This is a genomic window from Streptomyces sp. NPDC036813 (assembly GCF_055609245.1).
In genome coordinates this window covers 521032-544389 of record NZ_JBVJPV010000003.1, presented here as the reverse complement: position 1 = coordinate 544389, position 23358 = coordinate 521032, and the positions used below count along the sequence as shown (strand labels likewise).

The 23358-nt window shown below is 71.1% G+C and carries 24 protein-coding genes; 15 read left to right on the top strand and 9 right to left on the bottom strand.

Translation table 11 applies throughout. From position 1 onward, the window contains the following. Nucleotides 1-86 precede the first annotated feature (86 nt). Nucleotides 87-407, bottom strand: a complete 321-nt coding sequence (locus tag ACZ67Q_RS10030; RefSeq protein WP_471178878.1) for an LAETG motif-containing sortase-dependent surface protein — start codon at nt 405-407, stop codon at nt 87-89. A gap of 134 nt (nt 408-541) precedes the next feature. Here ACZ67Q_RS10030 and ACZ67Q_RS10025 point away from each other — a divergent pair, with 134 nt between their 5' ends. From ACZ67Q_RS10025 to ACZ67Q_RS10000, 6 genes are all read left to right on the top strand, one after another. Continuing rightward, nucleotides 542-889, top strand: coding sequence for a hypothetical protein (locus tag ACZ67Q_RS10025; RefSeq protein ID WP_471178875.1), 348 nt, complete (start codon nt 542-544; stop codon nt 887-889). A 221-nt stretch (nt 890-1110) separates the two neighbouring features. Next, a complete protein-coding gene (locus ACZ67Q_RS10020) occupies nt 1111-2358 on the top strand; it encodes a L,D-transpeptidase (protein ID WP_471178872.1) in 1248 nt (415 codons plus the stop codon). A gap of 86 nt (nt 2359-2444) precedes the next feature. Next, the gene (locus tag ACZ67Q_RS10015) at nt 2445-2927 is read left to right on the top strand and encodes a GNAT family N-acetyltransferase (protein WP_471178869.1); all 483 of its coding nucleotides are present in this window, start codon (nt 2445-2447) and stop codon (nt 2925-2927) included. Nucleotides 2928-3001: 74 nt separating this feature from the next. Next, nucleotides 3002-4435 (top strand): ABC transporter permease, encoded by a 1434-nt coding sequence (locus tag ACZ67Q_RS10010; protein ID WP_471178867.1) that lies wholly within the window; start codon nt 3002-3004, stop codon nt 4433-4435. A gap of 77 nt (nt 4436-4512) precedes the next feature. Next, nucleotides 4513-5196 (top strand): ABC transporter ATP-binding protein, encoded by a 684-nt coding sequence (locus tag ACZ67Q_RS10005; RefSeq protein ID WP_471178864.1) that lies wholly within the window; start codon nt 4513-4515, stop codon nt 5194-5196. Nucleotides 5197-5327: 131 nt separating this feature from the next. Next, on the top strand, nt 5328-8651 hold the full coding sequence (locus tag ACZ67Q_RS10000; RefSeq protein ID WP_471178861.1) for a S8 family peptidase: 3324 nt from the start codon (nt 5328-5330) through the stop codon (nt 8649-8651). 169 nt (nt 8652-8820) lie between these two features. Here the strand turns inward: ACZ67Q_RS10000 and ACZ67Q_RS09995 are convergent, their stop codons facing one another. Then, nucleotides 8821-9786: a helix-turn-helix domain-containing protein gene (locus tag ACZ67Q_RS09995; protein ID WP_471178859.1), complete on the bottom strand. Its 966-nt coding sequence runs from the start codon at nt 9784-9786 to the stop codon at nt 8821-8823. A gap of 175 nt (nt 9787-9961) precedes the next feature. Here ACZ67Q_RS09995 and ACZ67Q_RS09990 point away from each other — a divergent pair, with 175 nt between their 5' ends. After that, nucleotides 9962-11008 carry an NAD(P)-dependent alcohol dehydrogenase gene (locus ACZ67Q_RS09990; RefSeq protein ID WP_471178857.1) on the top strand — a complete coding sequence of 349 codons (1047 nt, stop codon included), beginning with the start codon at nt 9962-9964 and terminating at the stop codon, nt 11006-11008. Between the two features lie 84 nt (nt 11009-11092). On the opposite strand, the gene ACZ67Q_RS09985 is transcribed toward ACZ67Q_RS09990, so the two are convergent. Continuing rightward, complete coding sequence (locus ACZ67Q_RS09985; protein WP_471178855.1) at nt 11093-11878, bottom strand: SDR family NAD(P)-dependent oxidoreductase; 786 nt, start codon at nt 11876-11878, stop codon at nt 11093-11095. A gap of 191 nt (nt 11879-12069) precedes the next feature. Here ACZ67Q_RS09985 and ACZ67Q_RS09980 point away from each other — a divergent pair, with 191 nt between their 5' ends. After that, nucleotides 12070-12750 carry a TetR/AcrR family transcriptional regulator gene (locus tag ACZ67Q_RS09980; RefSeq protein WP_471178853.1) on the top strand — a complete coding sequence of 227 codons (681 nt, stop codon included), beginning with the start codon at nt 12070-12072 and terminating at the stop codon, nt 12748-12750. 77 nt (nt 12751-12827) lie between these two features. Then, the gene (gene msrA / locus ACZ67Q_RS09975) at nt 12828-13340 is read left to right on the top strand and encodes a peptide-methionine (S)-S-oxide reductase MsrA (RefSeq protein ID WP_471178851.1); all 513 of its coding nucleotides are present in this window, start codon (nt 12828-12830) and stop codon (nt 13338-13340) included. A gap of 91 nt (nt 13341-13431) precedes the next feature. Here msrA and ACZ67Q_RS09970 read toward each other — a convergent pair whose 3' ends face one another. After that, on the bottom strand, nt 13432-14550 hold the full coding sequence (locus tag ACZ67Q_RS09970) for a hypothetical protein (protein WP_471178850.1): 1119 nt from the start codon (nt 14548-14550) through the stop codon (nt 13432-13434). Nucleotides 14551-14681: 131 nt separating this feature from the next. On the opposite strand from ACZ67Q_RS09970, the gene ACZ67Q_RS09965 reads away from it, so the two are divergent. Next, on the top strand, nt 14682-15836 hold the full coding sequence (locus ACZ67Q_RS09965; protein WP_361634260.1) for a cystathionine gamma-synthase: 1155 nt from the start codon (nt 14682-14684) through the stop codon (nt 15834-15836). 52 nt (nt 15837-15888) lie between these two features. Here ACZ67Q_RS09965 and ACZ67Q_RS09960 read toward each other — a convergent pair whose 3' ends face one another. The 3 genes from ACZ67Q_RS09960 to ACZ67Q_RS09950 form a co-directional block, all read right to left on the bottom strand. Then, nucleotides 15889-16137 carry a hypothetical protein gene (locus tag ACZ67Q_RS09960; protein WP_471178847.1) on the bottom strand — a complete coding sequence of 83 codons (249 nt, stop codon included), beginning with the start codon at nt 16135-16137 and terminating at the stop codon, nt 15889-15891. 13 nt (nt 16138-16150) lie between these two features. Further along, nucleotides 16151-16657 carry a sigma factor-like helix-turn-helix DNA-binding protein gene (locus ACZ67Q_RS09955; RefSeq protein ID WP_471178844.1) on the bottom strand — a complete coding sequence of 169 codons (507 nt, stop codon included), beginning with the start codon at nt 16655-16657 and terminating at the stop codon, nt 16151-16153. A 141-nt stretch (nt 16658-16798) separates the two neighbouring features. Continuing rightward, nucleotides 16799-17305, bottom strand: a complete 507-nt coding sequence (locus ACZ67Q_RS09950; RefSeq protein ID WP_471178842.1) for a MarR family winged helix-turn-helix transcriptional regulator — start codon at nt 17303-17305, stop codon at nt 16799-16801. A 163-nt stretch (nt 17306-17468) separates the two neighbouring features. Here ACZ67Q_RS09950 and ilvA point away from each other — a divergent pair, with 163 nt between their 5' ends. From ilvA to ACZ67Q_RS09935, 3 genes are all read left to right on the top strand, one after another. After that, nucleotides 17469-18698 (top strand): threonine ammonia-lyase, encoded by a 1230-nt coding sequence (ilvA, locus tag ACZ67Q_RS09945; protein WP_471178840.1) that lies wholly within the window; start codon nt 17469-17471, stop codon nt 18696-18698. 197 nt (nt 18699-18895) lie between these two features. After that, on the top strand, nt 18896-19873 hold the full coding sequence (locus ACZ67Q_RS09940; RefSeq protein ID WP_471178838.1) for an ATP-binding cassette domain-containing protein: 978 nt from the start codon (nt 18896-18898) through the stop codon (nt 19871-19873). Beyond that, the gene (locus ACZ67Q_RS09935; protein WP_471178835.1) at nt 19870-20727 is read left to right on the top strand and encodes an ABC transporter permease; all 858 of its coding nucleotides are present in this window, start codon (nt 19870-19872) and stop codon (nt 20725-20727) included. The genes ACZ67Q_RS09940 and ACZ67Q_RS09935 overlap by 4 nt, the downstream gene beginning before the upstream one ends. 70 nt (nt 20728-20797) lie before the next feature. Here the strand turns inward: ACZ67Q_RS09935 and greA are convergent, their stop codons facing one another. Beyond that, a complete protein-coding gene (greA, locus tag ACZ67Q_RS09930) occupies nt 20798-21295 on the bottom strand; it encodes a transcription elongation factor GreA (protein WP_471178833.1) in 498 nt (165 codons plus the stop codon). A gap of 230 nt (nt 21296-21525) precedes the next feature. Beyond that, the gene (locus ACZ67Q_RS09925; RefSeq protein WP_471178831.1) at nt 21526-21924 is read right to left on the bottom strand and encodes a DUF4307 domain-containing protein; all 399 of its coding nucleotides are present in this window, start codon (nt 21922-21924) and stop codon (nt 21526-21528) included. 252 nt (nt 21925-22176) lie between these two features. Between ACZ67Q_RS09925 and mca the strand changes: the two genes are divergently transcribed. Next, complete coding sequence (gene mca, locus ACZ67Q_RS09920) at nt 22177-23037, top strand: mycothiol conjugate amidase Mca (RefSeq protein ID WP_471178963.1); 861 nt, start codon at nt 22177-22179, stop codon at nt 23035-23037. Further along, nucleotides 23030-23287: a hypothetical protein gene (locus tag ACZ67Q_RS09915; protein ID WP_471178828.1), complete on the top strand. Its 258-nt coding sequence runs from the start codon at nt 23030-23032 to the stop codon at nt 23285-23287. Before mca ends, ACZ67Q_RS09915 begins: the two co-directional genes overlap by 8 nt. Nucleotides 23288-23358 lie beyond the last annotated feature (71 nt).

Below are 23358 nucleotides of genomic sequence, written 5' to 3'. Positions count from 1 at the left end.
CGCGTTCGAACCGCGCGGGGCCCCGCCGCACTTCGGTGCGGCGGGGCCCTGTGCGTGTGCGGCGAGGCGGCGACGCCGACCGTGGCTCAGAAGCCGAGGCGTTCCCGGCGTACCGAGTACACGACGAAGCCGGCGCCCAGGGAGAGGAAGACGCTGCCGCCGACGACGTACGGAGTGGTGTCGAAGCTGCCGGTGTCGGCGAGTTGGGTGCCGGCGCCGGAGACCCCCGAGGCGTCCACGGCGGACGTGTCCGTCGTACCGGCCCAAGCCGCCTGGGCCCGTGTCGTCGTGTCCCGCGCTCTCGCCGGAGTCTCGGACGACGCGTTGGCGGACGGGACGAACCACAGGGCGCCCAGAAGGGTCGCCGCGGCGGTGGCGGTCAGCAACGAGCGGCGGGCGGATGACACGGACTATCGATCCCCTTGTGGCGCTGGCGAATTGGCCGGCGAATTGGCCGTGCGGGCCAATGCTTGGGGGCGATGCTAATGAAAGGCGCGGGTCGCGGGAAAGTTGTGGGAGCGGGGAGCCTTACGCTCCCGGCATGACCACTGAAGAGACATCACGTTTTGTGCGGCTTCGCGTGGAACTCGTACTGGAGGTCGACGACGAGCAGGCGGTGACCGCCGCGGCGCTGCGGCGTCTGGCCGAGGACCCGGAGATGCCGGAGGCCGAGCGCACGCAGGCCGAGGGGGCTGTGACGGAAGACACCGCCGAGGCACTCGCCTATCTCGTCGATCCGTTCGGCCTGGTCAGCGAGGTTCCGGGGGTAGAGCTGCAGCAGGCGTCCTGGTCGAGCGAACGGATCGACTACGACCCGGACTCGCCGGACTGGGACCTGGACGAGGATGATGGCGACGAGGACGAGGACGAGGACGAGCGCACCGGCTGAGGCCGCGCAGGGGGATGCCATGACCCCGGGCGGCAACCGCCGTCCGGGGTTTCGTCGTCCCAGGGGGCGCAGGGACCGGTACCCGCACCAGCACGCCCGGCGGACGTGGTGTGTCCCACACCTCAGGGGAATGCGGAACGGGACGAACCGGTCGTAGCGTTGAACGTTCTTACGGGGACACTCGGGGTTTTCGGGATTCGGCAACGATGGAGAAGCGTGTGATGACGGAGGGTAAGCGGCGCAAGGGCCTGATGGCCGCGTCCGCACTGCTCGGCGGGGTGCTGGTGCTCACCGGCTGTTCCGACGGCGAGAAGGCGTCCGCCGGTGGCGGCGGCAACGACACCTCGGCCAAGGTCGACGAGGCGGCAGCCCAGAAGTCGTCCGAGGCGCAGATCACGATCACACCGAAGGACGGCTCGGACAACGCCTCCATCAACAACTCCGCAGCCGTCACGGTGAGCAAGGGCACTCTCACCTCCGTGACGATGACGTCGGCCGACGGCAAGCAGGTCGAGGGCCAGCTGTCCGCGGACAAGACCAGCTGGAAGCCGAGCGTCCAGCTCCAGCGGTCGACCACCTACAAGCTCGCGGCGGAGGCCACCGACAAGGACGGCCGGGTCGCGCACGAGAACGCCTCGTTCACCACCGTCTCCCCGGCCAACAGCTTCATAGCCAACTTCACCCCGGAGGACGGCGCCACGGTCGGCGTCGGCATGCCGGTGTCGATCAACTTCAACAAGGCGATCACCAACAAGGCGGCCGTCCAGAAGGGCATCAAGGTCACCTCCAGCAGCGGCCAGGAGGTCGCCTGCCACTGGTTCAACGCCAACCGCATGGACTGCCGCCCCGAGCAGTACTGGCAGAGCGGCTCCACCGTCACCCTGAAGCTCGCCCTGGACGGCGTCGAGGGCGCGTCCGGTGTCATGGGCGTGCAGCAGAAGACGGTCTCCTTCCACATCGGCCGCAACCAGGTCTCCTACGTCGACGCGAAGACCAAGCAGATGAAGGTCACGCAGGACGGCAAGGTCGTCAAGACCATCCCGATCTCCGCCGGCGCACCCGACCACAAGACGTACCAGGGGCAGATGGTGATCTCCGAGAAGTTCAAGGAGACCCGGATGAACGGCGCGACGGTCGGCTTCACCGACGACGACGGCAAGGGCGAGTACGACATCAAGGACGTGCCGCACGCCATGCGCCTGTCGAACTCCGGCACGTTCATCCACGGCAACTACTGGGGCGCGAAGTCCATCTTCGGCTCGGTCAACACCAGCCACGGCTGTGTGGGCCTGTCCGACACGAAGGGCGCCAACGACCCGTCGACCCCGGCCGCGTGGTTCTACACCCACTCCCTCGTCGGTGACGTGGTCGTCGTCCAGAACACCGGCGACAAGACGGTCGCCCCGGACAACGGCCTCAACGGCTGGAACATGAGCTGGTCCGACTGGAAGGCCGGCTCGGCGATCTGACGCCGCCCCCTCGCTGACACGAACGGCGGCCGTCGCCCGGAAAAACCCGGGCGACGGCCGCCTTCTGTCTGCCTACGCTGCTCCGCATGATCCGACTGGAACGCCTCCGCCCCGACCACGCGGACGCGCTGCTGTCCTTCGAGCGCGAGAACCGCGCGTACTTCGCCCGTACGGTCTCCGACCGAGGCGACGCGTACTTCACGGACTTCCCCGCCCGCCACGCGGCTCTCCTGGCCGAACAGGAGGCGGGCATCTGCCACTTCCACGTGATCCTCGACGCCGAGGGAACCCTGGCCGGCCGCATCAACCTGCTGGACGCGGCCTCCGGAACGGCCGAACTCGGCTACCGCGTAGGCGAACGCTTCACGGGGCGGGGGGTGGCGAAGGCGGCGGTGCGGGAGGTGTGCCGGCTGGCGGCCGACGCGTACGGCCTGTCCACCCTGACGGCCCGGACCACCCTGGACAACGCGGCGTCCAGGGCGGTACTGACGGCCTCGGGCTTCAGGGCCGCGGGGGAGACGACCGTCGGCGGGCGGCCGGGTCTGCGTTTCGAACGCCGGCTCGTCTGACGCGAGCCGCGTTCTCATCCTTCTCTTATGGCGCGCTTATGGCTCCATCACACGCCCCGCCTAGCTTCCCCCGCATGTTCTTCACCTACCTCAGGCGCGAGTTGCGGCGCCGCAGAAAGGCGGCCCTCGTCGTCGCCTCCGGGCTTGCGCTGGGGATCGCGCTCGTCATCGTCGTCAACTCCGTGTCGGCCGGCATGGGGAAGGCGCAGGACAAGGTGTTGCAGTCGCTGTACGGGCTCGGCACCGACATGACCGTCACCAAGGCCGCCGCGCCCGCGGCCGACGGGGCGCAGCGGCCGCGGTTCCAGTTCGGGGCGCGGGACAGCGGGGACGGCACCGAACAGAGCAGTGACCGGGTGATGGTGCAGGGGTTCCAGACGCTGGCCTCCTCCACCGTGACCGAGGTCGGGCGGCAGAGCGGGGTCGCCGACGCCGTCGGGGGCCTGAGCCTGCAAGTGCTCAAGGTCAGCGGGCAGTTCACCCGGGGGCAGTTCCAGCAGGACGGCAACGGTGGCAGCGGCGGTCCCCGCGGCGGGTACGGGCAGCCCGGCGGGGAGGTCAGGGGCGGCGGCGCCGACTTCGACGTCAACAGTTACTCCGTCTACGGCACCGACGTCACCAAGCCCGCCCTGGGGCCGCTGACCTCTTCCAAGATCAGCAGTGGGCGGACCTTCCGCACCGTGGAGGCCGACGCCGCCGTCGCCGTCGTCGACTCCGGCTACGCCAAGGAGAAGAAGCTCACCGTCGGGTCCAGCGTGACCATCAAGAGCGTCAAGTTCTCCGTCATCGGCGTCGCCACCGCCGACAGCGGGGACGCCGCCGCCGATCTCTACGTCCCGCTGAAGCGGGCGCAGACCCTCGCGGGAGCCGCGGACAAGGTCACCACCATCTACGTCAAGGCGACCGACTCGCAGCGGATCGACAGCGTCAAGGCGGCGATCCGGAAGAACGTCTCCGGGACCACCGTCACCACCTCCGCCGATCTCGCCGACACCGTCTCCGGGTCGCTGTCCACCGCCTCCTCCCTCGCCACCAGCGTCGGCAGATGGCTGTCCGTGGTGGTGCTCATCGCCGCCTTCCTCGTCGCCGGGCTGCTCACCTCCTCCGCCGTGTCACGGCGGGTGCGGGAGTTCGGCACGCTCAAGGCGCTCGGGTGGAAGTCGGGGCGTGTCACCGGGCAGGTCGTCGGGGAGGCCGTCGTCAACGGGCTGCTCGGCGGCGTCCTCGGCATCGCGCTGGGACTCGCGGGGGCGTACGCCGTCTCCGCCGTCAGCCCCACGCTGCAGGCGCAGTTGGGCGGCGGGAGCGGCAACGGCGGCGGCTTCGGCGGGCCTGGGCGCCGCCTCGCCGAGCGGACGCTCGACGTCGCCCTCACCGCGCCGGTCTCCCTCACGACCGTCGCCCTCGCCGTCGCCCTCGCCGTGGCCGGTGGGCTGACCGCCGGGGCGTTCGGCGGCTGGCGGGCCTCACGGCTGCGGCCGGCGGACGCGCTGCGCCGCGTCGAGTAGCGGCCTCGCAGGCCCGGACGCGCCACCCCGCCGAGCGAACGCTCGACCCCACCGCCCGCCCGACCCAGGGACACCCCATGTACGAACTCAACGGCGTCACCAAGCGCTACACCCGCGGCAAGGACACCGTCCACGCCCTCGACGGCGTCGACCTCACCATCCACGACGGCGACCGGCTCGTCATCCAGGGCCCGACCGGCGGCGGCAAGTCCACGCTGCTGCAGATGCTCGGCGGACTGGACCGGCCGACCTCCGGCGACGTCGTCCTCGACGGTGTCGATCTGGCCAAGTTGCCGGAGGCCAGGCTCACCCGGGTGCGCAGCGAGACCATCGGTTTCGTCTTCCAGTCCTTCAACCTCATCCCTACGCTGACCGCGCAGGAGAACGTCGAGACCGCCCTCGTACCCCTCGGTGTGAAGGCGAGGGAACGGCGTGAGCGGGCCGCCGAGGCGCTCGCCTCCGTGGGGCTCGGGGAGCGGCTCGCGCATCTGCCGGGCGAGATGTCCGGCGGTCAGCAGCAGCGCGTCGCGATCGCCCGCGCGCTGGTCAAGCGGCCCAAGGTGCTGCTCGCGGACGAGCCGACCGGCAACCTCGACGAGGGCATGCGCGACGAGGTGATGGAGGTGCTGGAGCGCATGTGGAAGGAGCACGGGCTGACCTTCGTGATGGTCACTCACGACTCCGCGCTGGCACGGAAGGCACCCCGGCTCGCGACCCTTCGCAAGGGACGGATCACGGTGACGGAAAACGCCAACTCGTGACGTACGGCCGTATTGAGGCACTGATCACCCCCCGGCATACTGCGCACTCCGGGGGGTTGACGTGCAGACGTACGAGACTGCCCCCGGCCGGGTGACAGGGGAAATCGCCCGGTACCCAGCAAGGGGGAGTTTTGCGCAGACAAGTGAAGAACGCGGGCGCGGCCGCTGTCGCCGCCGCGGCCGCGGTGGCGCTCGCCGCGGGTATGACCAGCCCGGCGGCGGCCGCCCCGACCGGGCAGCGCGCGACCGGCGCCGCCCGGGTCCAGCCCTCGCTGCAGGCCAAGCACCGCGTCACCCTCATCACCGGTGACCGGGTCGCCGTCGACGCCAAGGGGCGCGTCGTCGGCCTGGAGCGGGCGAAGGGCCGCGAGAACATACCCGTCCAGATCCGCACGGTCCGCGGGCACACCGTCGTACTGCCCGCCGACGCGGCCCGCATGGTCGCCACCGGCGTGGTCGACCAGCGGCTGTTCGACGTCACCGAGCTGACCCGGTCGGCGACCCTCAAGGCCCAGAAGAACGGCCTGAAGGTCATCGTCGGCTACCGGGGTGCCGCCGCCACCGCCCGCGCGGAGGTACGCGAGGCCGGCACCCTGCGTCGCACCCTGACGACCCTCAACGCCGACGCCGTGCAGACCCCGCAGGCCGAGACGCCGGCACTGTGGGACGCGGTCACCAACGGCGACCGCACCGCCTCCGGCATCGCGCACGTCTGGCTCGACGGCGTCCGCAGGGCCAGCCTCGACAAGTCGGTGCCGCAGATCGGCGCACCGGCCGCATGGGCCGCCGGCTACACCGGCAAGGGCGTGAAGATCGCCGTCCTGGACACGGGCGTCGACGCCTCCCACCCCGATCTGAAGAGCCAGGTCGTCGCGGCGAAGAACTTCTCCACCGCCAAGGACGCCACCGACCACTTCGGGCACGGCACACACGTCGCGTCCATCGCGGCCGGCACCGGCGCCAAGTCCAAGGGCAAGTACAAGGGTGTCGCGCCCGGCGCGCGCATCCTCAACGGCAAGGTCCTCGACGACAGCGGCTCCGGCGACGACTCCGGCATCCTCGCCGGCATGGAGTGGGCGGCCCAGCAGGGCGCCGACGTCGTCAACCTCAGCCTGGGCGGCTACGACACGCCCGACATCGACCCGCTCGAGGCCGAGGTCGACAAGCTGTCCGCCGACAAGGGCATCCTGTTCGCGATCGCCGCGGGCAACGAGGGCCCGGAGTCGATCGGTTCGCCGGGCAGCGCGGACGCCGCGCTCACCGTCGGCGCCGTCGACGACAAGGACAAGCTCGCCGACTTCTCCTCCACCGGTCCGCGCGTCGGCGACGGCGCCATCAAGCCGGACGTCACCGCGCCGGGCGTCGACATCACCGCCGCCGCGGCCAAGGGCAGCGTCATCGACCAGGAGGTCGGCGAGAACCCGGCCGGCTACCTGACCATCTCGGGTACGTCGATGGCGACCCCGCACGTCGCGGGCGCCGCCGCGCTGCTGAAGCAGGAGCACCCCGACTGGGGGTACGCCGAGCTCAAGGGCGCGCTGACCGGCTCCGCGAAGGGCGGCGCGTACACGCCGTTCCAGCAGGGCAGCGGCCGAATCGCCGTGGACCGGGCCATCAAGCAGGCCGTGGTCGCCGACCCGGTGTCGGTGAGCTTCGGCACGCAGGCCTGGCCGCACACCGACGACAAGCCGGTCACCAGGCAGGTGACGTACCGCAACCTCGGCAAGAGCGCCGTCACGCTGAAGCTGTCCGCGTCCGCCACCGACCCCAAGGGCAAGGCGGCCCCGGCCGGTTTCTTCACGCTCGGCGCGAGCAGTGCCACCGTCCCTGCGGGCGGCAAGGCGTCCGTTGACCTCACCGTCAACACCAAGCTGGGCGGCACCCTCGACGGCGCCTACTCGGCCTACGTGACCGCGAGCGGCGACGGGCAGAACGTGCGGACCGCCGCGGCCGTGCAGCGCGAGATCGAGTCGTACGACGTCACGGTCAGGCACATCGGCCGGGACGGCAAGGCGACCGACGGCTACCTCACCGACCTGTTCGGCTACACCGGCCTCGCCCAGGGCCGGCACTACCAGGCCCCGGTCGCCGCCTCCGGCACCACCACGGTGCGCGTGCCCAAGGGCACCTACCTGCTGGACGCCTGGCTCGCGAAGGACTTCAAGGAGTTCAAGGGCGGCATCGACTGGCTGGTCCAGCCCAAGCTGGACGTCACCCGGAACCTGACGCTCACCCTCGACGCCCGTACCGCGAAGAAGGCGGACATCACCGTCCCGGACCGCGCCGCCAAGCCGCTGTCCGCGACGATCGACTACTCCTACGACGCGGCCGGCGTGCTCGCCGGGTTCAGCCAGACCTCCTTCGGATCCGTGCGGATGGCCGCCCTCGGCCCGGACGTCACCGGCCTCACCCAGACCTGGAACGGGCAGTGGACCAAGGGCGCCACAGCCGAGTACGACGTGGCCACCAGCGCCAAGGTCAAGCGGGTCCAGGGCGACAAGGTCCGCCACTTCACGGCCCGTGAACTCAGCACCGTGCGGGCCGGCCTCGGTGCCTCCGCCCCCGGCAGGACCGGCGGCCTGACCGCGCTCGGTTTCCTGGCCGAGGACGTCGCCGTCGGGGCGTCGGTGGCGCAGAAGCTGCCGAGCACCCGGACGCTGTACCTGTCGACGGCCGACAAGATCCAGTGGACGTTCGACTTCGAGCAGTACGCGGGCAAGGACGCCGACGGCCTCCCCGTCGTGGACGCCGCCTACAGCCTCGGTGACCCGCAGACCTTCGCCGCGGGCAGGACGTACACGAAGACCTTCAACACCGCGGTCTTCGCCCCGCACGTCGACGCCGACTACGGCGTCTTCCGTGACGGCAACACCCTCTACGGTGTGCTGCCGCTGTTCGCTGACGGCAGCGCGCACGCCGGGTCGTCGCTCCTCACCAAGGCGACGACGACGCTGTACCGCAACGGCAAGAAGGTCGGCTCCAACCAGGACCCGCTCGCCGGTGACGGCGTGTTCACCGTCCCCGCCGGCGACGCGGCGTACCGGCTGTCGACGTCGGTCAGCCGCAGTGCCAAGGTCGCGGGCGTGTCCACGCGGATCGACGCGAGCTGGACCTTCCGCTCCGTCAAGCCGGCGGCCGACCGGCAGGCCAGGCTGCCCGTCTCCACGGTCCGCTTCAACGCCGCGACCACGCTGGACAGCAAGGTCGCCGCGGGACGCACGGCCACCTTCCCCGTCGTGGTGGAGGGCGCGGCCGCCGGCCGGGGCCTGAAGTCCCTGACGGTGTGGGCGTCCTACGACGGCGGCAAGACCTGGAAGCGGATCCAGGTGACGAAGGGCAAGGTCACCCTGAAGAACCCGGCGGCGGGCAGGTCCGTCTCGCTGCGGGCCGCCGTCAGCGACAAGAAGGGCGACACGGCGACGATCACGGTCTTCAACGCGTACTACGGCAAGTGAGCCGCGCACGCTGACCGACGGTCATGCGACGAACACACCGCCCGCCGCGGGGATTTCCTCCGGCGGGCGGTGGTGTGTCCGGGGGCGTGGCGGGGTGACCGGCACGGGTCAGCAACGGCGGGGCGGGGCGGCGGATCAGGGTCAGCCGTGGGGAGGCGGCCGGCCGGGGTCAGCCGTGGCGGGTCGTCGACTCCGTGCCCGCGAGGGTGGCGTCGGTGCCCCAGCTGGCCAGCAGCCGCAGTGATTCCGCTGACGCCGAGCCCGGCTCGGCGTGGTAGGTGATCAGGGACTGCTCACTGCCGTCGGTCAGGCGGAACGACTCGAACTGCAGGGCCAGATCACCCACCAGCGGGTGGTGCAGTCGCTTCACGCCGTGGGTCTTGTCCTTCACGTCGTGCGTCGCCCACAGCCGGCGGAAGTCCTCGCTCTTCACGGACAACTCGCCGACCAGCGCGGACAGCCGCGGGTCGTCCGGGTAGCAGCCGGCGTCCATGCGCAGCGCGCACACGATGTCGATCGCCTTCTGCTCCCAGTCCACGAACAGTTCCCGGTACTCCGGGCGCAGGAACGTCAGCCGCGCCCAGTTCCGCTCCGCCGCCGGCAGCTCCGCCCAGTCCCCGAACAGGGCGGCGGCCATACGGTTCCAGGCCAGGATCTCCGCGCGCCGCCCCACGACGTACGCCGGGACGCCGTCCATCACCTCCAGCAGCTGCCGCAGCGCCGGGCGCACCTGCTGCGGACGCGCCGCCGGCTTCTTCTTGTGCCGCTTCGGCTTGGCCAGATGCGTCAGGTGCGCGTGCTCGGCGTCCGTGAGCCGCAGCGCGCGGGCGATGGAATCCAGCACCTCCGCCGACACGTTCCGCCCGTTGCCCTGCTCCAGGCGCGTGTAGTACGCCACCGACACCCCGGCCAGCTGCGCCAGCTCCTCGCGGCGCAGCCCCGGCACCCTGCGATGCCGGCCGTAGTCCGCAAGGCCCACGTCGGACGGCTTCAGCCGGGCCCGGCGGGTGCGCAGGAACTCGCTCAGCTCGGCGCGGCGGTCGAGCGGGGCGCCGGCACCGCTCTCCGGCTCACCGAAGGCCTCGGCAGCCGGTGGGGCAGCCGGATCGCGGGCGGGTTCGGGGTGTACGTCCATGTCGTCCAGTATTCCGGGTCGTACGCACCGGAGCCTGACCCCGCCAGTGGTAGGCACAGTGTGCGTACGCAAAGCCGTGGCCTGGGTGGATGGCCGCGGCCGGGGCACCCTGGAAGGCGTGCCCGGCCGGAAGGCAGGCCGGGCGCGGACGTTTCTTGGCAAGGAGAACCACGGCATGACCACCCCTGTTGCCGCGTATGCCGCACCCGCCCCCAAGGCGCCGCTGGAGCGCACCACCATCGAGCGCCGCGCGGTCCGTGAGCACGACGTCCTGATCGACATCAAGTACGCCGGTATCTGCCACTCCGACATCCACCAGGCCCGCGAGGGCTGGGGCGAGGCCATCTTCCCGATGGTCCCCGGCCACGAGATCGCCGGCGTCGTCGCGGAGGTCGGCTCCGGTGTGACGAAGTACAAGGTCGGCGACCGTGTGGGCGTCGGCTGCATGGTCGACTCCTGCCGCGAGTGCGAGAACTGCAAGGCCGGCCAGGAGCAGTACTGCACCGGCGGCGGCATGGTCGGCACGTACAACGCGGTCGGCAAGGACGGCGAGCCCACCTACGGCGGCTACGCGCAGAAGATCGTCGTCGACGAGGACTTCGTCGTCCGTATCCCCGACGGCCTGTCCCTCGACGTCGCCGCGCCGCTGCTGTGTGCCGGCATCACCCTGTACTCCCCGCTCAAGCACTGGGGCGCAGGCCCCGGCAAGAAGGTCGCGATCCTCGGCATGGGCGGCCTCGGCCACATGGGCGTGAAGATCGCGCACGCGCTGGGCGCCGAGGTGACCGTGCTGTCGCAGTCCCTGCGCAAGAAGGACGACGGGCTGCGGCTGGGCGCCGACCACTACTACGCCACCAGCGACCCGAAGACCTTCGAGGAGCTGACGGGCACGTTCGACCTGATCGTGTCGACGGTGTCGGCGCCGCTGGACTTCAACGCCTACCTGTCGCTGCTGAAGATCGACGGCGCCCTGGTGAACGTGGGCGCGCCGGAGGAGCCGATCTCGCTCAACCTCTTCTCGGTGATCGGGGGCCGCAAGACGCTCGCCGGTTCCATGATCGGCGGTATCGCGGAGACCCAGGAGATGCTGGACTTCTGCGCGGAGCACGGCTTCGGCGCCGAGATCGAGCTGATCCGCGCGGACCAGATCAACGAGGCGTACGAGCGGGTGCTGAGCAGCGATGTGCGGTACCGGTTCGTGATCGACACGGCGACGATCTGACGTCGGCGGCGATCTGACGTCGTTCGTACGAGGGGCCCCGGGGTGCTGTCCGCCCCGGGGTCCTTTGCCTGCCGTGACCGGTGCTCAGTGGTGGGTGCCGCCGTCGATGCGGATCTCGGTGCCGGTGATGAACTTCCCGTCCTCACTGGCCAGCATCGCGACGACCCCGGCGACCGCCTCGGGCCCGGCGAAGCCCTCGCCGAGCGCGGGGGCGAGCTTCGCGAACAGGCTCCAGTCGGTGTCCTCGGGCAGGCCGGGGCCCTGGCTCTGCCTGCTCCGGCCGGAGCCGTCGGTCATCCCGGAGGAGATGGATCCGGGCTGCACCGCGGTGAACCGGATGCCCTGCTTGCTGTACTCGGCGGCCAGCGCGTGCGTCATGGACTGGATGCCGCCCTTGCTCGCCGCGTACGCCGCCATGTAGGGGTGGGCGAACATCGCGGACGTCGAGCTGAAGTTGACCACGGCCGGCGCGTCGCCCTCGAGCAGCGCCGGTATCGCCTCGCGGATCATCAGGAAGGTGCCGGTCAGGTTGACCGTGATCACCTTGGTGAAGTCGGCGAGGGACGTCTCGTGGGTGTGCGAGGAGCGCAGGATGCCGGCCGCGTTGACCAGCACGTCGAGACCGCCGAGCGCGGTGACGGCGGCGGCGACCCCTTCCCGTACGGAGTTCTCGTCGGCGATGTCGACGACGAGGGCGGTGAGCCGGTCGGCGGCGTCGCCGGCTTTGGCGACGGTGTCCTTCAGACCCGCCTCGCTGACGTCGGCCGCGACCACGCGGCCGCCCTCCGCGAGCAGGCGCAGCACGGTGGCCTGGCCGATGCCGGATCCGCCACCGGTGATCAGTGCGCGGCGGCCCTCGTAACGGTTCATGGTCTCTCCCTGGGGTGCGGGTGCGGGTGCGGGTGCGGGTGCGGATGCAGTGCGGATGCGGGCGTGGGGTGCGGGCGGCCCGGTGTTCGCGGGGCGCCCGCCCCAGTGCACCGTACGCCTGGATGGCACGTTTTGCCATAAAGGCACTTCGTGCCTTCTGTCATGCGAAGGTCCCCCGTACGCTTCCTGCCATGAACCAGCCAAGGACCTCGCTCACCGAGCGCCGCAAGGCCGCGACCCAGCTCGACATCGCTCGCGCGGCGGCGGAGCTGTTCGCGGAGAAGGGGCCCGACGGCACGACCGCCGAGGAGATCGCGGCCCGTGCCGGGGTCGCGCTGCGGACCTTCTACCGGTACTTCCGCAGCAAGCAGGACGCGGTCGCGCCCCTCCTGGCCTCCGGCGGCGACCGCTGGCGCACATTGCTCGCGCAGGCCGGTCACGGCGCCGGGGCGGCGGAGGCCGGCGGCGGTCGTGAGCCGGCGGGGGCCGGCCGGGGCAGCGGGCTCGCCCACGCTCTGGAGGCGGCCGTCGTCGCCTCCCTCACGCCGCCCGACGACACGGCGAGGGAGGCCCTGCGCTGGACCCGCGGCCTGCTCGGGGCCGCCGCGTCGGACCCGGCCCTGCGGTCGGTCTGGTACGACGTCAACCGTGAGTCGGAGGAGAAGCTCCTCCCCGTCCTCGCGGAGCTGGCCGGCCCGGACGCCGATCCCCTTCAGCTGCGCCTCCTCGCCGCCGCAGCGACCGACGCGATCCGTGTGTCGCTGGAAACCTGGGCGACGACGGACGCCGACACCACGGGCGAGGGCTCCCCGGCGGAACTGGCGGTGCGCTGCCTGCGCGACGTGGCGGACGGTCTGCCGCTACTGGCGTGACGACGCGGGGCGCGGAATCGCCCGGGGACGTCAGGTGTTGAGGGGGAGGGCAAGCTGACAAGTTTTGGAGGGTCGCAATGGCTGCGCAGACGCAGAGGGCCGTACTGGCGGGCGGATGTTTCTGGGGCATGCAGGAACTGATCCGCCGGCTCCCGGGCGTGACGGGGACCCGCGTCGGATACACCGGGGGTGACGTGCCGAACGCGACGTACCGAAACCACGGCACGCACGCGGAGGCCATCGAGATCCTCTTCGACCCGGCGAAGACGGACTACCGGGCCATCCTGGAGTTCTTCTTCCAGATCCACGACCCGAGCACCAAGAACCGCCAGGGCAACGACATCGGCCTCAGCTACCGCTCGGCGATCTACTACGTGGACGACGAGCAGAAGCGGATCGCCGAGGACACCATCGCGGACGTGGACGCCTCCGGCCTGTGGCCGGGCAAGGTCGTCACCGAGGTGGAGCCGGTCGGCCCCTTCTGGGAGGCCGAGCCGGAGCACCAGGACTACCTGCAGCGGTACCCGGACGGTTACACCTGCCACTTCCCGCGCCCGGGATGGCGGCTGCCCACCCGCGCCGAGGGCTGACCTCGACAGGGTCCGGCGGAGGGCGAGAGCCAGGCGGTCCCGCCGGATGCCGGTGGACGGCCGGCAGTTCCCGCGCGGCGACGCCCCGCGCTCAGTGGGGCAGCGTCGCCGGGCTGCCGCCGTTCGCCTCGTAACCCGCCACCGCCAGCGCCCGGTAGACCGCGAACGCGGCTGCCGGGTCGGGCGACAGCGTCCACGGCAGGGCGCCGACATGGCCGTCGACGTGCACCAGCTGGTTCATGGCCTCCGCCCAGCGCTCGGCCCGCACCAGGAAGAACACCAGCAGGTGACGCACGTGCGCCAGCATCGGGTCGTCGTGACGGGCCGCGTGCACCGCGTGCAGCGCGCCGTGGATCGCCTTGGTGACGACCTCGCTCTGGTAGAACCCGCGGACCAGGTTCACCTCCGGCAGGTGCTCGAACACGGCGAACAGCGGCATCGCCGCCAGCAGCGAGCCCTGCGGGGCCCGCGCGGCCGCCGCCTCCGCGAACTGGTACGCCAGCTCACGCGAGCCGTGCCACTTCTCGCACCAGTAGTGCAGGGCGGCCAGGTGCGCGCCCATGTGGTTCGGCGCGCGGTCCAGGATCTTCAGCCACAGCTGCTCGAACTCCTCGCGCGGGTACGCCAGACCGCGCGCCACCGACAGCTCGACGATGTACGGGACCGGGTCGCCCGGTGCCAGCAGCGCCGCCTGATCGCAGGCCGCCTTCGCCTCCTCCATGATGATCCGGAAGTCGTCCGTGCCCGGCGTGGACGTCCGCCACGCCTGCTGCACCAGGAACTCGGCGTGCACCGCCGCGCCGCCCGCGTCCTTGGGCTGCTCGGCCCGCCACACCCGCAGCCACTGCCCGCCCGGGATCTCGCCGACCCCGCCCGGCCGCTGCTGCAGCTCCAGCGCGGCCGCGCCCGCGAACGCCTGCACCCGCTGCCAGCGCAGCTCGCCCTGAGTCTCCGTGCCCGCCAGCAGCTGCGCCGCCGCCTTGTACTCCTGCGTGTGCTGCACGACGTCCAGCACGTCCAGCAGGTCCTGGTCGGCGCCGGGCATGCGGATGTCGAGCTCCTCCTCGCGCACGAAGCCGTAGTCCGCGGGGTCCGCCGCGTCCGGATGGCCGGGCGGGACCTGCTCGATCATGCTCCGCCGACGCCTCAGCACCGGCAGCAGCACGACGGACAGCATGGCCGCGGCCATCAGGGCCCAGAGAATCTCCATGGCTCCAGCGAACCAGACGGTGCCGACAATTGGCCAACCCGTTCGGCGGACCTGTGGAAAACCCTCGGGACGGGCACCGCGACCGCCGTCGGGGCGTCATTCGGCCGACGCGCGCACTACGCTCGGTGCCCATGAGCGACAGGCACATCAGTCAGCACTTCGAGACCCTCGCGATCCATGCGGGCAACACCGCTGATCCCCTCACCGGCGCGGTCGTCCCGCCGATCTACCAGGTCTCGACCTACAAGCAGGACGGCGTGGGCGGCCTGCGCGGCGGCTACGAGTACAGCCGCAGCGCCAACCCGACTCGCACCGCCCTCGAGGAGAACCTCGCCGCCCTGGAGGGCGGCCGCCGCGGCCTCGCGTTCGCGTCCGGACTGGCGGCCGAGGACTGCCTGCTGCGTACGCTGCTCAGCCCCGGCGACCACGTCGTCATCCCCAACGACGCCTACGGCGGCACCTTCCGCCTCTTCGCCAAGGTCGTCTCCCGCTGGGGTGTCGAGTGGTCGGTCGCCGACACCAGCGACCCGGCCGCGGTGCGCGCCGCGATCACCCCCAAGACCAAGGTCGTGTGGGTCGAGACGCCCTCCAACCCGCTGCTCGGCATCACCGACATCGCCGCCGTCGCCCAGGTCGCCCGGGACGCCGGCGCGAAGCTCGTCGTCGACAACACCTTCGCCACGCCCTACCTGCAGCAGCCGCTGTCCCTCGGCGCGGACGTCGTCGTCCACTCCCTCACCAAGTACATGGGCGGGCACTCGGACGTCGTCGGCGGCGCCCTGATCGTGAGCGACCAGGGGCTCGGCGAGGAGCTGGCCTACCACCAGAACGCCATGGGCGCGGTCGCCGGACCGTTCGACTCCTGGCTGGTGCTGCGCGGCACCAAGACGCTCGCGGTGCGCATGGACCGGCACAGCTCCAACGCGACCAAGGTCGCCGAGATGCTCACCCGGCACGCACGCGTGACGAAGGTGCTCTACCCGGGCCTGGAGGACCACCCCGGGCACGAGGTCGCCGCCAAGCAGATGAAGGCGTTCGGCGGCATGATCTCCTTCCGCGTCGAGGGCGGCGAGGAGGCGGCCGTCGAGGTCTGCAACCGCGCGAAGGTGTTCACGCTCGGCGAGTCCCTCGGCGGTGTCGAGTCGCTCATCGAGCACCCCGGCCGGATGACCCACGCCTCCGCGGCCGGCTCCGCGCTCGAGGTGCCGGGCGACCTGGTGCGCCTGTCCGTCGGCATCGAGAACGTCGACGACCTGCTGGAGGACCTGCAGCAGGCGCTCGGCTAGAACGCCGGGAAACCGTGGGCGCCCGGCGGGTCGACCGGACCGGCCGGGCCGTTCACCAGCCCGTCAGGGGCGGGGTCGTGTCGGACGGCGGCTGCGCCCACGGCTGCACCGTCAGCGCCCAGACGGTGAACGCCACCGCGGCCGCGGCCAGCAGCAGCCACATCAGCCGGCGCGCCGCCGCACGGCGGTGCAGCACGCGCGTGCCGCGACGCACCGCCTCCGCGTACAGCTCCGGCGGCACCCGCACCGACGCCCGCTCCATGATCCGCCGGACCTCCGCCTCGCGCTCCGGCCGGTTCACGTCCGCCTCCCGGTCATGACGGGGCCGCCTTCGCCGCGACGGGAGCCGGGGCCGGGCCGCGGGGCGGGTGCAGCAGGGTCGTCATGGCGCGGTGGGACAGGGCCCGCACCCGGTCCACGGGGAAGCCCAGCAGCGCCGCGATCTGCTCCTCGCCGACGCCTTCGAACAGCCGCAGGACCAGGACCAGCCGCTCCTGCGGGGACAGACGGCCCAGCACGGACCCGGGCCGGGGCGGGGTGCGGTCGAGGAGGCCGCCGTACTGGTGCCAGGCGCTGTGGGCGAAGCGGGTGGCCAGATACTGGCGGGCGCGGTCGTAGGGGTCCTCGCCGCGCAGCCGGTCCCAGCACGCGTACGTGTGCGCGAGCGCCAGGGTGAGCAGGCGCCGGGCGCGCGGGTTGTCGTCGGGCGGCTCGGCGGTCAGCAGGGTGGCGGCGTGCAGCAGCCGCCCGGCCGCCCCCGCCACGAACGCCTCGAACTCCTGGGCCCGCCGGGCACCCCGCGACGCATGCCGTTCCCGCACCGCGCCTCCCCCTGAGGGCGTCCGAAGAGAAACCGGGCCCCGGGGCCGTACCGGCGCGGGGACCCGGTCTCATATGAGGCCAGGCGCAGCCTTTCGGTCAAGAGCCGCGCACGACCTCGTGCGAGCCGTGAGCCCCGGCCGTCAGGACGCGGGCGCGGTCTCGGCCTGGGGCAGGCCCTGGGACGCCGTGCGGGCGGAGAGGGCGCCGTTGAAGCGCGTCAGGAGCGCGCAGAACGTCTCGCGCTCCTCCGGCGCCCAATCGTGGGTCAGCTCGGCCATCAGCTGACGCCGGGAGGAGCGCACCTCCTCCAGCCGGGTCTGCCCGCGCGGGGAGAGCTGCAGGACGACCGCCCGGCCGTCCTCGGGGTGCGAGGTCCGCTTGACCAGGCCGGTGTCCACGAGCGGCGCGACCTGGCGGGTGACCGTCGAGGAGTCGATCCCCATGCTCGCCGCGAGCGCCTTGACGCCCATCGGGCCTTCCTTGTCGAGCCGGTTGAGCAGCAGATACGCCGCGCGGTCCATGGAGTTGCGCACCTGACCGACCCCGCCGAGCCGGGTCTGTTCGGCACGGCGGGCGAACACCGCCACCTCGTGCTGGAGGGTGTCGAGAAGACCGGTGTCACCGACGGTCGTCATGTCCATCGACATTTCTGGTGTTGTGGGCATGGCCGGGGGCTCGCTTCATGAAGGGCTGCTGGGTTGGGGGACAGGGTACGCGGCCCGGCCCCTGGCCGTACCGACGCTGCGCGATCCGGGTCTCGGTGGTTGGTCACAACGGCGGCGCGCCCGCGTGAACTGCGAGACTCGAGGGATGAACCACCGCATGGCCACCACCCTGCCGCCGGTCACCCTGGACGACGTCCGCGGGGCCCGGAAGATGCTCACCGGGGTCGCGCGCGTGACCGCGATGGAGGGCAGTCGGCGCCTGTCGCAGCTGGTGGGCGCGCCGGTGCACCTCAAGTGCGAGAACCTTCAGCGGACCGGGTCGTTCAAGCTGCGCGGCGCCTATGTACGGATCGCCGGGCTGCTGCCCGAGGAGCGGGCCGCCGGGGTGGTCGCCGCGAGCGCGGGCAACCACGCGCAGGGCGTGGCGCTCGCCTCGTCGCTGCTGGGCGTGCGCTCGACGGTGTTCATGCCGAAGGGCGCTCCCCTGCCCAAGATCAGCGCGACCGAGGACTACGGCGCCGAGGTGCGCCTGCACGGCCACGTGGTCGACGAGACGCTGGCCGCCGCGCAGGAGTACGCGGAGCGGACCGGAGCGGTGTTCATCCACCCCTTCGACCACCCCGACATCATCGCCGGTCAGGGCACGGTCGGCCTGGAGATCCTGGAGCAGTGCCCGGAGGTCCGCACCATCGTCGTCGGGATCGGCGGCGGCGGTCTGGCGGCCGGGATCGCGGTCGCGGTGAAGTCGCTGCGGCCGGACGTGCGGGTCGTCGGGGTACAGGCGGAGGGCGCCGCCGCGTATGTGCCGTCGCTGACGGCGGGACGGCCGGTCGCGGTCGAGCACCCGGCGACGATGGCCGACGGCATCCGGGTCGGGCGGCCCGGCGACGTGCCGTTCGCCATCGTCGAGGAACTGGTCGACGAGGTCCGCACGGTCAGCGAGGACGCGCTGTCCACCGCGCTGCTGCTGTGCCTGGAGCGGGCCAAGCTGGTGGTCGAGCCGGCCGGAGCCAGCCCGGTCGCGGCGCTGCTGAGCCGGCCGCACGCCTTCGACGGCCCGGTGGTGGCGGTGCTCTCCGGCGGCAACGTCGACCCGCTGCTGATGCAGCGCATCCTGCGCCACGGCCTGTCCGCGCAGGGCCGCTACCTGGCCGTCCGGATCCGTCTGACGGACCGGCCGGGCGCGCTCGCGGCGCTGCTCGGGGTGTTGTCGGGGGTCGACGCCAACGTCCTCGACGTGAGCCATGTGCGGACCGATCCCCGGCTCGGGCTCACGGAGGCGGAGGTCGAGCTGCACCTGGAGACCAAGGGCCCGGCGCACTGCGCCGAGGTCGGCCAGGCCCTCAGCCGGGCGGGCTACACGGTCATCGGCTGACGGCGTCCGCCGGACAGCGCACGCCGAACCCCTCGCGTCACTCGTTCGGGGAAATCCATTGAGGAACGCGATACATCGCGTTATGGTGTGGCTCGCAGAGCGGCCTGCCGCCGATCGCATCCACCCGGACCTACCAGGCGGGACAAACCACCCGAATCTAGGCTTTCCGAAGAATCCCCCATGACGTGGAGACCCATATGCCAGGCGCCATCTATGCCGAAGGGCTGGTCAAGACCTTCGGTGACGTAAAGGCTCTGGACGGCGTCGACCTCGACGTCCCCGAGGGCACCGTCCTCGGCCTGCTCGGGCCGAACGGCGCGGGCAAGACCACCACGGTCCGCTGCCTGACCACCCTTCTGCGCCCCGACCGCGGCCGTGCCGTCGTCGCCGGTGTCGACGTGCTCAAGCACCCCAACGACGTGCGCCGCTCCATCGGACTGTCCGGCCAGTTCGCCGCGGTCGACGAGTATCTGACCGGCCGGGAGAACCTCCAGATGGTCGGCCGGCTCTACCAGATGAAGGCCAGGGCGGCGAAGGCCCGGGCCGCCGAGCTGCTGGAGCAGTTCGACCTGGCGGACGCCGCCGACCGGCCCGCCAAGACGTACTCCGGCGGTATGCGCCGCCGCCTCGACCTGGCCGCCGCGCTTGTCGTGTCCCCGCCGGTGATGTTCATGGACGAGCCGACCACCGGCCTCGACCCGCGCAACCGCCAGTTGCTGTGGGAGGTCATCAAGCAGCTTGTCTCCGGCGGGACCACGCTGCTGCTGACCACGCAGTACCTCGAGGAGGCCGACCACCTCGCCCACGACATCGCGGTCGTCGACCACGGCCGGGTCATCGCCCGCGGCACCTCCGACCAGCTCAAGGCGCGCACCGGCGGCGAGCGCGTGGAGGTCGTGGTGCACGACCGGGAGCACATACGCATCGCCACCGAGGTGCTGCGCGGCTTCGGCAAGGGCGACACCACGGTCGAGGAGCACACCCGCAAGCTGACCGTGCCGGTCACGGGCGGTGCCAAGCTGCTCGCCGAGGTGATCCGCGAGCTCGACACCCGCGGCATCGAGATCGACGACATCGGTCTGCGCCGGCCCACCCTCGACGACGTCTTCCTGTCCCTGACGGGTCACATCGCCGAGAAGAAGGAAGAGGAGACGGACGAGGAGGCCGTGAAGTGAGTGCCCTCACCGACATCACCCGGGTGGCCCCGTCGGGCAACCCGGTCAGCCAGTCCGTCCGCGACTCCCTGGTCGTCGCCAAGCGGAACCTGATCCGGATGTCCCGGATCCCCGAGATGGTGATCTACGGCCTGATCCAGCCGATCATGTTCGTGGTGCTGTTCACCTACGTCTTCGGCGGCTCCATGCAGATCGGCGGCAGCACCAGCGCCACCGACTACAAGAACTTCCTGATGGCCGGCATCTTCGCGCAGACCGTCACCTTCGCCACCGCCAGCTCCGGTGCCGGTATCGCCGACGACATGCACAAGGGGCTCATCGACCGCTTCCGTTCCCTGCCCATGGCGCGCGGCGCGGTGCTCACCGGGCGTACGCTCGCCGACCTGGTGCAGACGGCCCTGACGCTGGTCGTGCTCGCCGTGGTGGCGCTGCTGGTCGGATGGCGCGTCGGGTCGAACGGCGACACCAACGCGGCCAAGGTCCTCGCCGCGTTCCTGCTGCTGCTCCTGCTCGGATACGCCTTCACCTGGATCGGCGCACTGATCGGATTGTCCGTGCGCACCCCCGAGGCGGCCACCTCCGGTGGGCTGATCTGGCTCTTCCCGGTCACGTTCATCTCGAACGCGTTCGTCGACACCAGTCACATGACGCCGTGGCTGCGGCACATAGCGGAGTGGAACCCGTTCAGTGCCACGGTGCAGGCCGCCCGCGTGCTGTTCGCCAACCCCGGCCAGTCGCACTCCGAGGCCTGGCCGATGCAGCACCCGGTGTGGGCGTCGCTGATCTACTCGCTCCTGATCATCGTGGTCTTCCGCACCCTGGCGGTCCGCAAGTACCGCTCGGCCACGGCCTGACCTCCGGCACGGCGAAGCCCCCGGTGCCGCGTGGACGCCGGGGGCTTCGCGGTACAGCCGGTGGGGGCGGTCAGCCGTTGTACGGCTCGGCCGTCAGGATGCGGACCGAGGCCTTCTTGCCGTTGGGCAGCTCGTACTGCGCGTCGTCGCCGACCTTGTGGCCGATCACGCCCGAGCCGAGCGGGGACTGCGGCGAGTAGGTCTCGATGTCGGAGCTGGCGTACTCGCGGGAGGCGAGCAGGAAGGTCAGCGTGTCGTCCTCGTCACCGTCGAAGGCGATCGTCACGACCATGCCCGGCGCGACCACGCCGTCGGAGGCCGGCGCCTCGCCGACCTTGGCGTTCTCGAGGAGCTGGGTCAGCTGGCGTACGCGGAGCTCCTGCTTGCCCTGCTCCTCCTTGGCCGCGTGGTACCCGCCGTTCTCACGCAGGTCGCCCTCCTCGCGCGCGGCCGCGATCTTCGCCGAGATCTCCGCACGCGCGGGACCAGTAAGGTACTCAAGCTCAGCCTTGAGCTTGTTGTACGCCTCCTGGGTCAGCCAGGTGACGTTCTCGCTGGTCTGGGTCACAGGTGCTCCTCGTAGGTACTGGGATACAAAGCATCGCCCTACCCAGAAGAATGTTCCCTCATGGATGGGCGAAACCACGAGCCTAACAATTCAGCGGCCGCAGGGGGAGGACATAAGCCATCTAATTTGTGTCAACGCAGGTCAGGCGACACGTATTCCGGGGGACGGTGGACGTGGCAGCCGCATCAGGGGTGTCACGCGTGTCCGGTGTGACCGCTGGGTCACGGGGGTCAGCTCCGGTGGCAGCCGAGCAGCTCGGCCGTCGTCCCGCGAGCGGTCGTACGCAGCGTGACGACCCGGTCGATACGGGTGTCCGGTCCGGTGAAGCGGAAGTCGGCGCGGCCGACCTCGGTGCCGTCCGCCGCCTGCGAGCGCAGGGTGCAGTAGCCGTCGGTGCCGGAGTCCTTGTGGACCTCGAGATGCACCTTGACCGCGCTGTCGGAGGCGTCGAAGGTGACCACCTGGGCGCTGATGCCGCTGCCGGCGACGTAGTGGTAGCCGAACCAGCCGATCACCGCGAGCAGCACGGCACCCAGAACCGCCCCGACGATCTTCAGGGTGCGGTCGCTGCGCACGTCCGACGAGCGGCCGTAGCGCTCCTGCGGCAGCTGGGTGCTCGCCGTACTCATGATCGTCCTCTCGGCAGGCCCTCGGCGGGACGGCGGGGCGGAGAGAAGTCCGGAAACGGACGCCCGTGGGGGAGCCGGAATTATTCGCCGCCCGATTCGGTCACTATAGAAGCCGCCCGCCCGCCACCCGACCACCGCCCCTGAACGACGTCCCCGCGGGACGACACCAGCTAACTTGCGCCCGAGGACACCGGGGGACCCCGGGGGCGCCGACTTACCGAGGATCGAGTCTTGACTGACCAGCTGCGACTGATGGCCGTCCATGCCCATCCCGACGACGAGTCGAGCAAGGGCGCGGCCACCATGGCCAAGTACGTGTCCGAGGGGGTGGACGTGCTGGTGGTGACCTGCACGGGCGGGGAACGCGGCTCCATCCTCAACCCCAAGCTCCAGGGCGACAAGTACATCGAGGAGAACATCCACGAGGTCCGCCGCAAGGAGATGGACGAGGCCCGCGAGATCCTCGGGGTCAAGCAGGAGTGGCTCGGCTTCGTCGACTCCGGACTGCCGGAGGGCGACCCGCTGCCGCCGCTGCCGGAGGGCTGCTTCGCCCTCGAGGACGTCGACCACGCGGCCGGGGAGCTGGTGAAGCAGATCCGCGCCTTCCGTCCGCAGGTGATCACCACCTACGACGAGAACGGCGGCTACCCGCACCCCGACCACATCATGACCCACAAGATCTCGATGGTGGCGTTCGAGGGTGCGGCGGACACGGAGAGGTACCCGGAGGACGTGTACGGCCCGGCGTACCAGCCGCTGAAGCTGTACTACAACCAGGGCTTCAACCGTCAGCGGACCGAGGCGCTGCACAAGGCCCTGCTCGACCGGGGGCTGGAGTCCCCCTACGGCGAGTGGCTCAAGCGGTGGGACGAGTCGGACCGGCCGGAGCGCACGCTGACCACGCACATTCCGTGCGCCGACTTCTTCGAGATCCGCGACAAGGCGCTGATCGCGCACCGTACGCAGATCGATCCGGACGGCGGGTGGTTCCGGGTGCCGCTGGAGCTGCAGAAGGAGGTCTGGCCGACGGAGGAGTACGAGCTGGCGAAGTCGCTCGTCGATACCTCCCTCCCCGAGGACGACCTCTTTGCGGGCATCCGCGACAATGCCTGACATGAGCGCAAGCATGAGCCTGGCCGTGACGCACCTTCTGCCCGTCGCCGCCGACAGCTTCGACAAGGACAAGGTGACCCCCGGCGTCCTCGGCTTCATCGTCTTCGCGGCGATGGCGCTGGCGGTGTGGGCCCTGATGAAGTCCATGAGCAAGCACATGCGCAAGGTGGACTTCCAGGAGACGCCGGAGAACGAGCCCTCGGGCACCCAGGGCACGCCCTCCGGGAAGGTCAAGCCGCAGCAGGGCTGAGCGGGCCCTGCCGGCCGGGTGCAGCCCGGCCGGCGGGGCCGCACATCGCGGCCCGACCGGGAGGGACGCTC